Genomic DNA, 15,334 nt, shown 5'->3' on the forward strand with positions numbered 1-15,334 from the left:
ATGATTTCTTCAATAGAAAACAAAATTTAATCAATATCATCCCCAGGAAGAACACCTAAAACAACTACTAACAAAATAAATAAGAGACGTATTCTAATGTCATGTGTAACAAATTTAAATAGGACGATAAACACGATTCCTAAGATTGGATTTTCTTCAAGCTGGAGAATTACAATGATTTCTAACAGGGAAACTACAGCTTCTTGCACTTGTTCGTCGTTAAACATAATCTCCTTCCTTTCTGTCAGTTGCTTTAGCATACTATAGGAAAAGCGAAATGGTGTATGTATTATTGAAAATGTATATTTGTCGGATAAATAAAAAAAATTAGCTGTTCTTGCGTTTGAAATAGGTAACGATTCCTTAATGCGAAGGGGGTGCCTCATGGAATTTATCATCAATCATACAGCTTTTAAAAATGCTGTATTGGAAGTTGGCAAAATTGTTTCAGAGAAGGCTACTCTCCCGATTTTGTCTGGCATAAAAATTATTGCAGAAAAAGACAATCTGACGATAATTGGTAGTAATTCTGATCTTGTGATAGAGAAGATTATTCCTACATTTTCAAATGGATCCAAAGTAGTAGAAGTGCTTCAACCAGGTAGCATTGTTATTTCTGCTAAGTATTTAAGTGAAATAGTCAAAAAGTTGCCGAATGAGATTCATTTTACGGTGAATGAAAATAATCGGGTAACAATACAATCTGACGAAATTAGTTCAAGGCTAAATGGTTTTTCTGCCTCGGAATATCCCAACCTACCTCTAATGGATGATACGCAGTACATACCTATGGCACGCAAGGTACTAATCGAAATGCTAAAACAAACCGTTTTTGCAGTATCTAAAAATGAAACGAGGCCTGTCTTAACGGGTGTATACTTTCATTTTTCTAAAGGTGAGCTTACATGTGCAGCAACTAATTCTATTAGACTAGCATTAAGTAAACGGGTTATAAACGCTCGTGTAAACTGCTCTTGTATAGTCCCGAGCAACGTTATTAATGAACTATCTAAATTAATGAATAACACTTCTGAAACAATCGACTTATTCATTAGTGATCATTACATCATGTTTAAATCAACGATGTCGAAACTTTATTCAAGAATACTCGTAGGAACGTATCCGCATATCTTACGGCTAATACCACAAGAGTTTCAAACAACGATTACGATGGAAAGAAAGCAGTTATTAAACGGAATAGATAGAGCAACACTTTTTTCAAGTGTTACAAACAATAACAAAATATATTTAGAACTAAAGGAAGGTTCGAAAATAAAAATTCGCTCACATGGAACAGAGTTGGGAGAAATTGAAGAAACACAATATTTAAAAGGAATAGAAGGTGAACAAGAACTAAGTATTGCGGTAGATGGAGGATATTTAATAGAGGCTCTAAAAGCATTAAAAGAAGACGAGATCTCGTTAAGCTTTAGTGGTCCGATGAGACCGATTTTATTAAAGCCAATAGGATCAGATAATCAGCTTCATTTAATATCACCTGTACGGACATAGTGAAGAATCCCTTAAAATAATCCTAAATTAGGGAAGGGTTGATGATATGTCAGATTTCCTGGTTCTCGCTTTACTAGCAAGTCCTTTCGTATACATATCTGAAAAAAAGAATACTTGCAAAGATTAATGGATTGGTACTAATTGCTTACTTTGTTAGCTGATGAATCTCATACAATATAAAGGAATGCCCTTTGTCCTGAATGTTGATCAGGTAATATGGGTTATCTTGTTAACGACAGTATTAATGTTTCTTTTTGTAGGAATTGCCATGTTGTTTAATAAAATTTTACCAAGTATGAATAAGTATCTTATTCCAATTATTATTATAGTTGTGTTATGTATTGGTCTTTTTCTTTCGCTAATCGTTTTTGGAGAAACTGATCCTCTTGACATATTGTTGTTCTATTTTACCCCATTGTACGTTGGGGCATTTATATTAATCGGATTGATTCAGTATGAAAGAAATGCAAGATAAGATGAGAAAAAAGGGATAGACGTAACCATATACGTCCATCCCTTTTTATTATGGAGTTTCTAAAGACTTTAATAGTTCACTTGTTTTTTCTTATTTTTGAATAGGAGGGAATGTGCGTTGCCGACTTTTTCTTCTAAGTAGTCAAGAGAAAAGTTACCAGACGGATCTGCCATATCCCCAACTGCTCGGGAAAGGTTGTCGATTACTTTATTTAGATCCTCACATGCTCTTTCTTCATTCTTTAAATTCATTTCATCCATAATTTCATGGGCGAGCATTTGTACTCTTCGTAAACGTATTCCGCTTGATTTCATGGACAATCATAACCTCCTTTCATGACCTTTTTACAAAAATTATATGTGGAAGCATAAGATTATTTCCAATTATTTTTATAAATCCAATTTTAGTTGTTAAAAGAAAATAACTGTTGACACTGATAATCATTATCAACTATTATAGTGTTAGTTAATTGAAAACGATTATCAGTAAGGAGGCTATGCACATGAAAGCATTTATTGGCTATGTAAGTATGTCTGGTAATACAGAGGACATGGCAAATATTTTGAAGGAAGTCCTGCTCGCTAAAGGATGGGACGTGGAGATGGATTGTCTGGATGCGATAGAAGTAGAGCGAATTTTAGCATATGACTGTGTTTTCTTTGGGGCATACACATGGGGTGATGGTGATCTTCCTTATGAGGCAGAAGACTTTTTTGAAGAATTGAATGAATTAGAATTAGAGGGTATTCATGCTGCTTGCTTTGGTTCAGGTGATCATGACTACCCGAAATTTTGTGCAGCGGTCGATATCATGGTGGAAGCACTAGCAGAAAAAGGCTGTGTTGTTTTTAATCAAACGTTAAAAATGGAGCTCAATCCTGAAACAGATGAAGACGTTGCAGAATGTCAGCAATTTGCAGAAGCTGTCTACGAATGGATGCTAGCAAAAGAGGGGATAAAACATGTTTCATAAAGGGTCAACTGCAGTATTATCCACTCCAGAGCTACCTTTCCTTGTTGCGGTAAAAAAGGCTGGCATTTACTCCTTTGAAGAAGGGGAATGGTTTCTGGAATACGGTCTCTCTCAAAATATTTATAAGTTAGTACGTCTAGGGCAATACATATTTGGGATTGGAGATTATGGAACTATTCTTCGTTACGACCCATATCAACAAAAATGGACGCATACCTCCTTTCCTACTACACAGCGTTTATGGGATATAACAGGTAATGGTACTGGATTAATTGTCACGCATGGAGGAAGTAATCTATATGTCTCGGCTAATTTTGGCTCTAGCTGGACTGTTATTAAACCATTCCAATCTCTAGGGGCATCGCCATTAATCCGAGCTTTATTATATGACAAAGACTATATTTACATAGGAACACAAGTGAATAGAGAACATGGTGGCTTGTGGAAATATTCGATGATAACCAGAGAACTAACCTTGGTAAAAAAAGAAGAGCATTCTATGATTTCTTCTATTTGCATAAATGATGACGATTCTCTATTTATTACAAAAGGAAATGTTCAATTAGGAGAGGGTTCTATCGAAATGACAAACTCGGATAGATCTCAATGGCTAAAGTTCGATCAGCCAATTTCCGAAAAAGCCTTTCTAGATTTATTTATGGCAAACGAAAAGTTATATGCAACTTCTAGTAAAGATGAATTTGGTTTTTCGAGAATTTACGAGGTAGATAAAGAGTGGATGACACTTTTGCCAATTGAAACGGTAGAAGGGCATGGATTTAGAGGAGCTGGCTTCGATGATCAGATATTTATTTCCTCACCAGTCGAGAGTAAATGGATCGATAACAGGTATGAAGTGCCAAAGCTATTACATTAAAATGGAGTGATCGTATTGAGAATAGGGGTTTACTATGCAAGTATGTCAGGGAATACAGAAGCGATTGCGGATATTATTGCCGAGGAATTAAAAGAGCAACAACAAGAAGTTGCGCTGGAGGAGATCGTTAATATGGCGAGCGCCTCCGAGTTATTAAACTATGACCTTACCATTATCGGAATGTACACGTGGGGAGATGGAGAATACCCGGACGAATGTCTTGATATTACAGACGAATTGGAAGAGTTAGAGCTTGAAGGTCACCCATTTGCCATCTTCGGATCGGGTGACACATCCTATCCCGAATTTTGCGGCTCATTGAATCAGCTAAAGGAGCTTCTTGAACAACAAGGAGGAGTGGTACTACATGAACCGCTAAGAGTAGAGTTTAATCCAGAGCCAGAAGATGAAGAAGATATCAGAGCATTTGTTTCAAAAGTACTGTCTGAGCTAAAAACGAGAGCGTAAGAAGAGGTAGGGAATCAACGTGAAAAAGAAAATGATGAGTCAATTAATAGAAGAAAATAAGAAAAATATATTAAAAGATAATGATAGAATCGAGCAAATTTACAATAAGATAGATGAATCGATTATAACAGAGACAAAGAAAAGTAAAGCGGTTTAATAAAAGTAATGCAAAAACGTAGAGAGGATGTGCGGTCTTCTCTACATTTTTTATATGGTGAAATTAAATAAATTATGTGTACTCGTGTTTAAGTGGCAAAGTGCTTTTCGGTATGATTCCCGAAAACGACAGTCGGATTATTCCGTAAGTATATTAATATAAAAGTGGATAGATGTGAAAGAGGGATAAGAATTATTATATAATATATGGAAGAAAAACTTTCAATGAAATAGGATCGGACGAATGAATAAAGATTTTGGATGAATGTTTTATCATTTCGGTCGAAAGGAAGTAGATTGCGGATGAATTCTAGGTGAATTTGGACGGATAAGCGAAGAAGCCGGTCGAATGACAAGAATACGGACTAATTACTGGTTGAACTAAAGGGTAGCGTTAACTGTATGCTACGTATTAGTATAAAAACTAAAGAATCGTGAGGAAACCAATTGAAAATCATTGATACTATTCCATTTTTTCTAGACAATTACCAACCTTCTATTCATTTTTTAAGGAAGTACTACAATGAATATCCTGATGTATTTAAAGAATATTTTGCTTATCATTGTAAGGATACCGAAGAAAGACATAACAAATCCATTGCTAAGTACCCTTCATTTTTATCAAGCATCAAACAAGTCCACCGTCAGATAATCCCTATTATTCAAGATATAACAGATGAATATTTTAGAATATTTCACGTTTCGTTTCCAATTGAAGTACATTTAATCGTTGGTGGTTTTGGCTCCAACGCATATACACATCGGCAAATCATTCCCAATATAACATTTGCATTGGAGAAGTTATCTCCAGAACCTGACCATTTACGTGCAATTGTTGCACACGAATTTGGTCATGCTACGCAAAACATTATATCCAATGAGGCAGGCATGGAATGGACAGCGCTTCCATGGGATAGTCCGCTCATATGGCTGAATCAAGAGGGTGCAGCTACACATTTTTCGAGAAGAACCGTGACGAATTTGTCTCCATCTGTTTACTTTTCCTTTGATGACGCAGGGGGGGAATGGCTGAACTTTACGGAAGCGAATAAACAAGCTATTAAAGTGGAATTCGCAAAAGACTATGCAACTGAGACTCCTCAAACCTTATTTCGTGAGTGGTTTTCGATAAATGGTGGTAAAAGATTTGGTGTTAGTAGATTAGGATATTTTCTCGGAGATATGTTTTTCCAAGATCAAATCAAAGAGTTAGGTGAAAAGAATGCTGTCATTGCTTGGAAGGAGCAAGAATTTGAAGCACGTGCTTCAAATTGGTTATATCAAAATGTAAGAGTAAGAGAAAAAAATGACTAATTTTGTGCAGTACAGAACCGTGCCCCATACATTGGATCACGGTTCTGTCCCCATAGCTCTCCTAATCTTCATTGATTTTATCAAGCATTGTTATTGCATCCACAAGATGATTATTAAAGATTTGTCGGGCAACATCTAGTAGTTCAATAATCATCGAATCCCTCAATGAGTAGATAACGCGATTACCATCTTTCGTGCCTGTGACAATGTTTTTTGTTCTAAGTACGGTTAATTGCTGTGAAACAGCTGAACCTTCACTTCCCACAAGATTTTGTATTTCGTTGACGCTTTTGTCTCCTTCGGCTAAAAGCTCAAGAATTCTTATCCTGAGAGGATGAGAGAGTGCTTTGAAAAATTCTGCTTTAAATCGTTGTATTTCTAAATTCAAGTTTTTTCCTCCAGTTCATGAGCTGACTAAAAAGATTTAACTGTTTCTCCTCTATCTTGAGAATCCTCTTGTACACAAGAAAGTGTTGTACATTCCTTAAAGGCAAAGTTTTTACATCCTAGACATTTGTTCTTATTTAACTGTTCAAGTGCAAAATTTATTGCATCTCCAGTATGTTCAAAGAAATTGCTTTCTCCAATAAATTCAGCTAAACCTGTTTTTATTAACATATTTTTAGGTTGACTTTTAATACCGGATATTAAGACAATCCCATCTTTTGAGAAATCTTGGATGATGCTAGATAAATAGGATTCGCCAGTTGTATCGATCAATGGAACACGCCCCATTCTTAATAGTAAAATATTTGGCTTGTCATTGATTGAATTTAGGATCGATTGTTCAAAAGCTTGAGCAGAACCAAAAAATAAAGGGCCTTCTATATTATAAATACTGATTTGGGGACAATCATGTGAATCTGTCACCATTTTTATTTCTACTTTTTCATTTTTTGACTTTGGATTAGGTAATGCTTTAGCTGTTACCATAATAGCACTCATTCGTTTTGTAAATAAAATAACAGCTAAAAAAAGTCCCACTTCTACAGCAACCGTAAGATTCACAAATACCGTTAATGAAAAAGTGACAGCTAAAACAAGCGAATCTTCTGTTTTGGTTTTTAGCACATGTAAAAATGTATGGCTTTCACTCATGTTCCAAGCGACTATCATTAAGATAGGTGCCATACTTGCTAATGGGATATTGGATGCAAATGGAGCAAAAAGTATTAATATTAACATAACTACAATACCATGAATCACTCCAGAAAGTGGCGAAACTGCCCCGTTTTTTATGTTTGTCGCAGTTCTTGCGATTGCTCCTGTAGCAGGAATTCCACCAAAAAAGGGGGTCACTATATTCGCTATCCCCTGTCCAATGAGTTCTCGATTACTATTATGTTTACTTTTCGACATACTATCAGCAACCACGGCAGATAATAAAGATTCAATCCCTCCAAGTACTGCAATAACAAACGCTGGGCCAATTAAGAGCTGGATACGTTCTATCGTAATCTCCGGAACTTTGAAATGAGGTAATGAATTTGGAATGTCTCCAAAAGTGGATCCAATTGTTGCAATATGACTTGGATAGAATATAGTCGCAATCGCTGTTGATAGCAGCAAACCCAAAAGAGGGGCTGGAACCTTTAAAATAAATTTAGGAGTGAGCAAAACAGTTAATAGGCAAATCACAGCGGTTAAAACACTATAGAAATTTATTGATAAAATATGAGTAGCAATTTCTTTTATATTACTGATAAACGATTCATGTTTTTCCACGTTTGTTAAGCCGAGAAAGTTTGGGATTTGTCCTACAAAAATAATCACGGCAATCCCTGATGTGAAGCCAACAGTCACTGGTTTTGGAATAAATTTCATTAACGAGCCGAGTCTAAATATTCCCATTAAAAGTAGCATGATACCTGCTAAAAATCCAGCAATTAATAGGTTTTCATACCCAAATGTCATAACGATTCCAAATAAAATAGGGATAAATGCACCTGTTGGTCCACCGATTTGATATCTTGAACCACCGAACAGGGAAATTAAAATACCTGCAATAATTGTAGTGTAAATACCGTATTCTGGTTTTACTCCAGAAGCAATTGCAAATGCCATTCCCAGTGGTATAGCAATAACTCCAACAACGAAACCAGATAAGAGATCTTTTTGGAAGCTTTCCAAAGTATACCCACTAAATCTCCTAGTAAAAAACCACTTTCGTAGCATAATAAACCCTTCTTTTCTTTTAATATTTATATAATTGTATATCTGAATATTTGAATATACTATTATGTAAATTTATAACGATTACTTTGATATGTCAAGGAACCATGGGGCGAAGTTCTTGTCCTCGGACCTCAATTTCCCTAGGTGCTAATATTTACCGCTACTTCACTACGTGTCATCATATTACAATGATAGATAACTAATTTAAGAGGAGGACTTTGTAGCGGAATGCAACGTAGACGGAATAAGAAGAAATTAATTGTTTTTTCACTTGTAATGATATCTATCATCGGATTGTTGACCTATTGGTTGGTAAGAAATGATGACAATAATATAGCAAGTCCTACGACGAGTAAGGAAGATACGAAAGAGATACCCCCGGTGGATCAACCACCTGAGATTAGTGAAATCATGATTTCATCTATAGAAAGTGAAGGATCATCAGTAAGCGGCGACGTTTCATTGTCTGTCGAAGTGAAAGATGATAATGAAATCACTAAGGTAGAGTTTTATAGTAGTGATGGAGATTATTTAATTGGTGAGGTAAAAGAGGAACCTTATACGATTAATTGGGCAACAGATCCATGGGTTCCAGATGGGGAGCAAGTGTTAAAAGTTGTCGTGTATGATAGCTCAAATCAAACAACTGAGGTCTCCCAAAAAGTATTAGTAAACAACTTGCAAAATAAAGCGCAGCATGACTTTAAGTTGGTCGGTTATTATGCAGGTTGGGCCACTTATTCTGGCTATAATGTGAAAGACATTGATGCAAGTAAGCTGACACATCTTAATTATGCTTTTGCCAACATCTCAGCGGATGGCAAGCTAGAAGTAGGCGATCTGTGGGCAGATGTAGATAATCCATTTTCTGGGGATTCTGATTCGCAAGTAGTAAAAGGGAACTTCTATCAACTACAAAAGCTAAAGGAGGAGCATCCACACTTAAAAACGTTAATTTCAGTTGGTGGATGGACATGGTCCGATAAATTTTCGGATGTGGCTCTAACGGAAGAATCGAGAGCAATTTTTGCGGAAAGTGTTCGGCAGTTTCTTTTAAACTATGGTTTTGACGGGGTCGACTTAGATTGGGAATATCCAGTTAGCGGAGGAGCTCCTGGAAACAAGAATCGCCCAGAGGATAAACAGAACTACACGCTTCTATTAAAAAAGATTCGCGAAACATTAGATGCCCAAAGTAAGAAGGATGGAAAGGAATATCTGCTAACGATTGCGGCAGGAGCAAGTAAAAACCATGCTGCTAATATGGAATTAGGGATTCTTCATCAGTATGTCGATTATGTTCAGCTAATGACCTATGATATTCATGGAGAGTGGGATACCTTGTCTGGTTTTAATGCTCCATTACACGAAGATCCAACTAGTGGATTTGAGAGTGAATGGAGTGTTCAGGACGGGGTAGAAACATTCATAAAAAGTGGTGTTCCAGGAGATAAACTGGTAATGGGACTTCCCTTTTACGGTAGAGCCTTTAAGCAAGTCGATAATGAGAATAACGGCTTATACCAATCCTTCTCAGGTGGGGGCTCCTCTCTCACCTATGCCAAAATTGACGCAGACTATATTGAGAAAAACGGATTTACGAGAAGCTGGGATGAGACTACCAAAGTGCCATTCCTCTTTGATGGTACAACCTTTATTAGCTATGATGATGTTGAATCGATTGGTTATAAAACTGCATTCATACAAGAAATGGGACTTGGTGGTGCTATGATGTGGGAGCTAAGTCAGGATCCGGATGAAGTGCTGTTAACGAAGATTTATCAAGAGTTGAAGAAATAGACGAAAATAAAAATGAGCGTTCAGGTCTCGGCTTGAACGCTCAATTTTTATATTTCAGATTAAAGTACAAAAGTTTCATGAATCATGCTTTCTATAATTAGTATAGCATAGGGAAAAAATGATTATTAGTCTATTAATTTTGCTAGTGGTAGCTTAAACTGTAAAAATCATACTGGAAAATTAGAAAGTGAGTAGATGTTATGAAAGTAGGAACTGCGAGAGCGATAGCTTTGGAATGGGTAAAGGAGTATGCAAGTCGAGAAGTGTGGTTTCATGGCGCATATTTCAGCGGTTCGACCAGTGAAAAAGCCGAGGACGAAGAATTACCGGTAAGCTCTGATGTGGATATGTCCTATAGCTATCGATGGTAGTCGACAATTGATACGGTCCGGCGATCATCGTGAAGCAATCTTCTGGATAGTGGCCACCTTTGCCCGCTGCCATACTATATTATCAGCAGATGCTCCAATAGAATTGCAACAGGGACTATACCCAGCTTTTGAAGAAATCGTTTCTGATCTTGGCATAAACTCTAGCGAAGACATTCCTCGCCGAGCGACAGACGCACTGAAATTCCTGCCAAGGCTTTGGGAGACGACAGAGGCTATTTTATTAAAAAATAGCAGAATCAATCCATAGCTTCCCCGTAAATAACAGCTAAATCAGAGAGTTAGCCACTCTGACGGAAAGCAACAGCCGCATTATAAAAAAGGAAAAATATCTATTGCTGTTGAAGTTATGTAAAAACGTTTTTTTGGTCCCCACCGATTATTATCCTAAATACGCAAAGCATCCGATTACTTCCGAAGCCTAGGTAATTGGTTAATATATCTCAAGTAAAGGCATTAAATTAGAAAGTAGATGAATTAATATGAGTAAATTCGATTCCAATTATATGATTACCATGAAAGATATCGTAAAAGAAGGTGCCCAAATTTTACGAAAAACAACGACAGAAGTGCAAATTCCAATTTCAGCAGAAGTAAGGGAAGAGCTACTTTGTATGCTACAATACTTAAAAAATAGCCAGGACCCTACTATCTCCAAAAAATTTAAGCTGCGTCCTGGTTCTGGATTATCCGCCAATCAAATTGGACTTGATAAACAGATGTTTGCTGTCTTATTTAATGATGAAAAAGATCAAGATTACGAATTTATGCTAATTAATCCAAAAATAATTAGCCATTCTATAAATATGATTTATCTTCCTGAAGGAGAAGGTTGCTTGTCCGTGAATAGAGCAGTAAACGGCATCGTTCCAAGATATGAAAGAATCAAAGTAAAAGCGTATAATATTGCTGGAAAAGAAGTCATCCTGTCCTTCAAAGGCTATGGCTCAATTGTCATGCAACATGAAATCGATCATCTAAATGGCATTATGTTCTATGATCGAATTAATAAGAAAAATCCATATAAGCTACCGGACAATGTTGTTATAGAAAGCCTATATTAATGGCGTTTCTTTTCATATTTCAAGGCAAAAGCAGCACTAGCTATGATAGTGGCACACATGAAAAGGATACTACCGATTCCCATAAGTATATTCATTATTTCATCCCTCCTTATTCGTAATGGTAAAGTATGAAACGCGTTTCAGAGCAAGGGAAAGTTTGCAGAAAAGGTGATTTTTTTTGGCAAATATAAAAGATATCGCAAAAATAGCTGGGGTTTCCGTATCGACTGTTTCTCGGGTGATAAACAATCATCCCTATGTCAAAGAGGAAAAAAAGCAAGCAGTATTAGAAGCAATAGAGAAAACAAACTATCAGCAAAATATCAATGCTATACATTTAAGTAAAGGAAAAACATTTCTCATAGGGGTAGTTGTTCCCTTTAACAATCATCCTTATTTCGGATTATTAATCGAAGGAATTGCAAAAGAAGCAATGACTCATCATTATAAATTAGTTCTCTTTCAAACGAATTACGAGGAAGAAAAAGAGCTAGAAGCATTAAATATGTTAAAGCATAAACAAATTGATGCTTTGATCATTTGTTCAAGAAAATGCAGTTGGGGTATAATCGAAGAATTTGTGTCCTATGGCAACGTTGTTGTGTGCGAGGATTCAAAAAGGAGCAAAATTTCTTCTACCTATATTAATCACTATGAGAGCTTTATGAAAGCATTAGAGTATTTACATAAAAAAGGTCATCGGAAAATTGGATATTGCATCGGAAGACGAGAGAGTGGCAATAGTAATCAGCGAAATATAGCATATAGGGATTTCCTCTTTAAAATGAATGAAACCTATAATTCCTCCTATATCTTCCATGAGTGCTACAATCTTGAAGACGGGAAACGAGTGGTGGATCAATTAAGTGAGATGCCAAACCGACCAACCGCATTGTTAGTAACAAGCGACCAAGTAGCGGCTGGCATTATAACTTGTAGCAAGGAACAAAACCTAGCTATACCAGATGACCTTGCTATTATGGGCTTTGATAATCAACCAATTGCCAAAATCATGAATATCACGACATTGGAGATTCCGTTAGTAGAAATGGGAAGGAAGCTGTTTCTTCAGGCTATGGAGCATGGAACTATTTCTCATGAAGAGATTACAGTGAAATTAATGGAAAGAGCCTCAGTTTAGAGAAACAAAGCAGATAGGGTTATCCTTGTTTTTCAAAAAAGAAGGAAGAAGTACGAGTCCCTTTCAAGAAGGTGAAAAACCAAGTTAATTTAAAATTAAGGAAAAGTCGCTCTCTATATGGGATCGACTTTTTTAGTTTGGAAGTTTCGTTTACCAACACAATTACAAAAATAGAATTGTATGAAAATTTTAATATTTTTTACATTAATGATAGAAATTCCTTAACAAATTTACAAACTCTTTACATTGTATTAATAAATGATTAATTAAGAATGGTTATAGTGGGTAATGTAGAGAATAAGTAAACAAATAATTGCCGAAAGATTGATGATCTTGGAGGTTACAGTATGGGATTTATGAATAAAAAATCGTTATTATTGATATTTATTTTTGCAGCAGTTCTGACAGCATGTGGTAAACCGAATGATGGAACAGGAACCTCGAGCGGCGGTAGAGAAACAATCTCGATTTCTGGTTCTACTTCTGTAGGGCCGTTAGTTGAAAAGCTAGCGGATAAATATAAGCAGAAAAAGGCCAATGTAAATATAGAGGTAAATCAAATCGGGTCTTCTGCTGGTATTACGAATGCAACAAGTGGTGTATCGCAAATCGGAATGTCCTCGCGTGAATTAAAGGATGGAGAAAAGGCGAATGGCTTAGTGGAAACAATTGTTGCTTACGATGGAATTGTTGTTGTCACCCATCCGAGCAATAAAGTAAAAGACTTGACGATGGAGGAAGTGAAACTGGTTTTTACCGGGGAAATCAGAAACTGGAATGAACTTGGTGGGAATGATATGGAGATTGTTGTTGTTTCACGTGAAGACGGATCAGGTTCACGGGATGCCTTTCAGGAAATTGTCGGGTATTCTTCTGGAGAATTGATTAGAGAAGCAATTGTTGCGAGTGGCAATGGAAATATTAAGACGACCGTAGCAATGAATAAACATGCAATTGGATTTGTTTCTTTTGAATATATTGATGAGTCGATTTCAACATTGAAAATTAATGGCGTGGAGGCTACTGCAGAAAACGTGCTCCAGCAAAATTACAGCTTGTCACGGCCCTTCTTATTTGTCCATAAAGAAGAAAATTTCACTGAAGCCGGACAGCAATTCATTGATTATATCTTAAGTCCGGACGGACAGGCTATTGTTTCAGAGGCCGGAGCGATCCCGGTGAAATAGTAACGGGAAATTAACATCCTATGTAAATGTGATCTTGGAGGAATGTAGTATGCCAAGCCCAACGAGCGAAGAGCAGATTGTAAAATTAGGGAAATCTAATAAAAGAAAATATATGATGGAGAAGCTGTCGGAAAGAATCTTTCTGATTTGTGCGCTTCTTTCTGTAGTAAGTTTATTGTTAATCGTCGGATTCGTATTTTATAAAGGTTCCCACCCATTTGTGGCAGAAGGATATAGCTTTATCGATTTTCTTTTTGGAATGGATTGGGTGCCGAGTGAAGATAAATTTGGCGTTCTACCTATGATTGCCGCTTCCATATTTGCAACTTTAGGAGCATTAATTATCGGTGTACCGATTGGGCTATTTACAGCCATCTTTTTAGCAGAAATTGCGCCTAAAAGCGCTGCTAGATTGATTTCACCTGCAGTACAGCTATTAGCAGGTATTCCATCTATATTATATGGAGTATTTGGACTTGCGATTATTGTTCCGTTTTTACAAAATAATTTAGGTTTAGCAAAAGGACAAAGCTTATTAGCAGTTATTCTTGTACTTGCTATTATGATGCTGCCGACGGTCGTTACCGTAGCCGAAACCGCAATCCGTGCAGTTCCGAGAACGTATCGGGAAGGGTCTCTTGCACTTGGAGCTTCAGAAGTAGGCACAATCTTTAAAGTAGTGGTGCCAGCAGCCAAGTCGGGCATTATGGCAGCAATTGTACTCGGATTAGGTAGAGCAATTGGAGAAACGATGGCTGTTATATTGGTAGCAGGAAACAGTTTAGTCTTACCGACCAGCTTAACAGACAGCGTGCGTCCGCTGACAACAAATATAGCACTAGAAATGGGTTACGCTTTCGGGACGCACCAAGATATGTTATTTGCGACTGGTATCGTGTTGTTCTCCTTTATTTTATTGTTGAATTTTGTACTGGCAAAAATCGCTTCGAAGGGTGGCAATTAAGTTGAGAAAGTTTAAAGATCAATTAATGCGTGGATTGCTGTGGTTTTCAGCTTTTCTAACAGTTGCCGTTCTCGTGATTATTGTTGGGTATATTTTTTATAAAGGTTATCGTTTAATCAATCTTGAGTTTATCTTCGGGGATTATTCACCAACAGGAGGCGGTGGTATATGGCCAATGATTATCACGACCATATACACGATTCTCATATCATTGTTAATTGCAACACCTATTGGAATATTGGCGGCAGTTTATTTGCAGGAATATGCAAAGCAAGGCCGAATGGTTAGAATGATCCGTTATGCGACGGAAAGTTTAACTGGAATTCCTTCCATTATTTACGGATTATTTGGAGCGGTATTTTTTGTAACGACATTGAAATTAGGCATGTCTATCATCGCTGCCTCGCTAACATTAACAATCATTGTATTGCCTGTTATTATTCGTACAACGGAGGAAGCGTTAAAAACGGTTCCGAATACGTATCGAGAAGGATCACTTGCTTTGGGGACAACGAAGCTACAAACTTTATATAAAATAATTTTACCGAGCGCAATGCCGGGTATATTATCAGGGATTATACTTTCTATTGGGAGAATTGTCGGTGAGTCGGCTGCAATTTTCTTAACAGCGGGTACAGTGGCTGCCATGCCGGAAAGCATTTTCTCATCAGCTAGAACATTATCCGTGCATTCTTTTCTTGTTACACAGGAGTCAGGAGATATTGAACTGGCCTCTGCAGTCGGAATTGTGTTAATTGTCATTATATTGGTGCTGAACCTTTCGGCAACGTTTATCTCCAAGAAATTGAATAAAGCTGATTATTAAATGAGGTGGATTT

At 36.8% G+C, this 15,334-nt stretch carries 19 protein-coding genes; 15 read left to right on the forward strand and 4 right to left on the reverse strand.

Annotated elements, in window-relative coordinates; genetic code table 11:
• Positions 1-26 precede the first annotated feature (26 nt).
• The gene (locus tag BK580_RS08030) at positions 27-227 is read right to left on the reverse strand and encodes a hypothetical protein (RefSeq protein WP_078379824.1); all 201 of its coding nucleotides are present in this window, start codon (positions 225-227) and stop codon (positions 27-29) included.
• Positions 228-384: 157 nt separating this feature from the next.
• Between BK580_RS08030 and dnaN the strand changes: the two genes are divergently transcribed.
• Both dnaN and BK580_RS08040 read left to right on the forward strand, forming a co-directional pair.
• Positions 385-1,512: a DNA polymerase III subunit beta gene (gene dnaN / locus BK580_RS08035; RefSeq protein ID WP_078379825.1), complete on the forward strand. Its 1,128-nt coding sequence runs from the start codon at positions 385-387 to the stop codon at positions 1,510-1,512.
• A gap of 226 nt (positions 1,513-1,738) precedes the next feature.
• Positions 1,739-1,987, forward strand: coding sequence for a hypothetical protein (locus BK580_RS08040; RefSeq protein WP_078379826.1), 249 nt, complete (start codon positions 1,739-1,741; stop codon positions 1,985-1,987).
• Positions 1,988-2,055: 68 nt separating this feature from the next.
• On the opposite strand, the gene BK580_RS08045 is transcribed toward BK580_RS08040, so the two are convergent.
• Positions 2,056-2,301, reverse strand: coding sequence for a hypothetical protein (locus BK580_RS08045; RefSeq protein WP_078379827.1), 246 nt, complete (start codon positions 2,299-2,301; stop codon positions 2,056-2,058).
• Between the two features lie 188 nt (positions 2,302-2,489).
• On the opposite strand from BK580_RS08045, the gene BK580_RS08050 reads away from it, so the two are divergent.
• The 5 genes from BK580_RS08050 (at position 2,490) to BK580_RS08065 (ending at position 5,775) form a co-directional block, all read left to right on the forward strand.
• Positions 2,490-2,960 carry a flavodoxin gene (locus BK580_RS08050; protein WP_078379828.1) on the forward strand — a complete coding sequence of 157 codons (471 nt, stop codon included), beginning with the start codon at positions 2,490-2,492 and terminating at the stop codon, positions 2,958-2,960.
• Positions 2,950-3,837, forward strand: a complete 888-nt coding sequence (locus BK580_RS23825; RefSeq protein WP_211279013.1) for a beta propeller repeat protein — start codon at positions 2,950-2,952, stop codon at positions 3,835-3,837. The genes BK580_RS08050 and BK580_RS23825 overlap by 11 nt, the downstream gene beginning before the upstream one ends.
• A gap of 6 nt (positions 3,838-3,843) precedes the next feature.
• Positions 3,844-4,305, forward strand: a complete 462-nt coding sequence (locus BK580_RS08060) for a flavodoxin (RefSeq protein WP_235864008.1) — start codon at positions 3,844-3,846, stop codon at positions 4,303-4,305.
• Positions 4,306-4,324: 19 nt separating this feature from the next.
• Positions 4,325-4,462, forward strand: a complete 138-nt coding sequence (locus tag BK580_RS23305) for an FbpB family small basic protein (protein ID WP_235864009.1) — start codon at positions 4,325-4,327, stop codon at positions 4,460-4,462.
• A gap of 446 nt (positions 4,463-4,908) precedes the next feature.
• Entirely contained in the window at positions 4,909-5,775 is an 867-nt protein-coding gene (locus BK580_RS08065; RefSeq protein ID WP_078379830.1) for a hypothetical protein, read from the forward strand.
• Positions 5,776-5,836: 61 nt separating this feature from the next.
• On the opposite strand, the gene BK580_RS08070 is transcribed toward BK580_RS08065, so the two are convergent.
• Together BK580_RS08070 and BK580_RS08075 are read right to left on the reverse strand one after the other, a co-directional pair.
• Complete coding sequence (locus BK580_RS08070; protein WP_078379831.1) at positions 5,837-6,163, reverse strand: ArsR/SmtB family transcription factor; 327 nt, start codon at positions 6,161-6,163, stop codon at positions 5,837-5,839.
• A gap of 26 nt (positions 6,164-6,189) precedes the next feature.
• Positions 6,190-7,950 (reverse strand): SulP family inorganic anion transporter, encoded by a 1,761-nt coding sequence (locus tag BK580_RS08075; protein WP_078379832.1) that lies wholly within the window; start codon positions 7,948-7,950, stop codon positions 6,190-6,192.
• Positions 7,951-8,178: 228 nt separating this feature from the next.
• On the opposite strand from BK580_RS08075, the gene BK580_RS08080 reads away from it, so the two are divergent.
• The 8 genes from BK580_RS08080 to pstA all read left to right on the forward strand — a co-directional run bounded on the left by BK580_RS08080 (position 8,179) and on the right by pstA (position 15,321).
• Positions 8,179-9,750, forward strand: a complete 1,572-nt coding sequence (locus BK580_RS08080; protein WP_078379833.1) for a glycosyl hydrolase family 18 protein — start codon at positions 8,179-8,181, stop codon at positions 9,748-9,750.
• A gap of 200 nt (positions 9,751-9,950) precedes the next feature.
• Positions 9,951-10,121, forward strand: a complete 171-nt coding sequence (locus BK580_RS23525) for a hypothetical protein (protein ID WP_169864865.1) — start codon at positions 9,951-9,953, stop codon at positions 10,119-10,121.
• Between the two features lie 7 nt (positions 10,122-10,128).
• Positions 10,129-10,389, forward strand: coding sequence for a hypothetical protein (locus BK580_RS08085; protein WP_078379834.1), 261 nt, complete (start codon positions 10,129-10,131; stop codon positions 10,387-10,389).
• 232 nt (positions 10,390-10,621) lie between these two features.
• The gene (gene def, locus BK580_RS08090; protein WP_078379835.1) at positions 10,622-11,203 is read left to right on the forward strand and encodes a peptide deformylase; all 582 of its coding nucleotides are present in this window, start codon (positions 10,622-10,624) and stop codon (positions 11,201-11,203) included.
• A gap of 178 nt (positions 11,204-11,381) precedes the next feature.
• Positions 11,382-12,344: a LacI family DNA-binding transcriptional regulator gene (locus BK580_RS08095; RefSeq protein ID WP_078379836.1), complete on the forward strand. Its 963-nt coding sequence runs from the start codon at positions 11,382-11,384 to the stop codon at positions 12,342-12,344.
• 347 nt (positions 12,345-12,691) lie between these two features.
• Entirely contained in the window at positions 12,692-13,531 is an 840-nt protein-coding gene (locus BK580_RS08100) for a phosphate ABC transporter substrate-binding protein (protein WP_139364858.1), read from the forward strand.
• Between the two features lie 49 nt (positions 13,532-13,580).
• Positions 13,581-14,495 carry a phosphate ABC transporter permease subunit PstC gene (gene pstC, locus BK580_RS08105; RefSeq protein ID WP_078379837.1) on the forward strand — a complete coding sequence of 305 codons (915 nt, stop codon included), beginning with the start codon at positions 13,581-13,583 and terminating at the stop codon, positions 14,493-14,495.
• A gap of 1 nt (position 14,496) precedes the next feature.
• Positions 14,497-15,321 carry a phosphate ABC transporter permease PstA gene (gene pstA, locus BK580_RS08110; protein WP_078379838.1) on the forward strand — a complete coding sequence of 275 codons (825 nt, stop codon included), beginning with the start codon at positions 14,497-14,499 and terminating at the stop codon, positions 15,319-15,321.
• Positions 15,322-15,334: the final 13 nt, after the last annotated feature.

It is taken from the genome of Sutcliffiella halmapala (assembly GCF_002019665.1).
Taxonomy (GTDB): Bacteria; Bacillota; Bacilli; order Bacillales; family Bacillaceae_I; genus Sutcliffiella_A; species Sutcliffiella_A halmapala.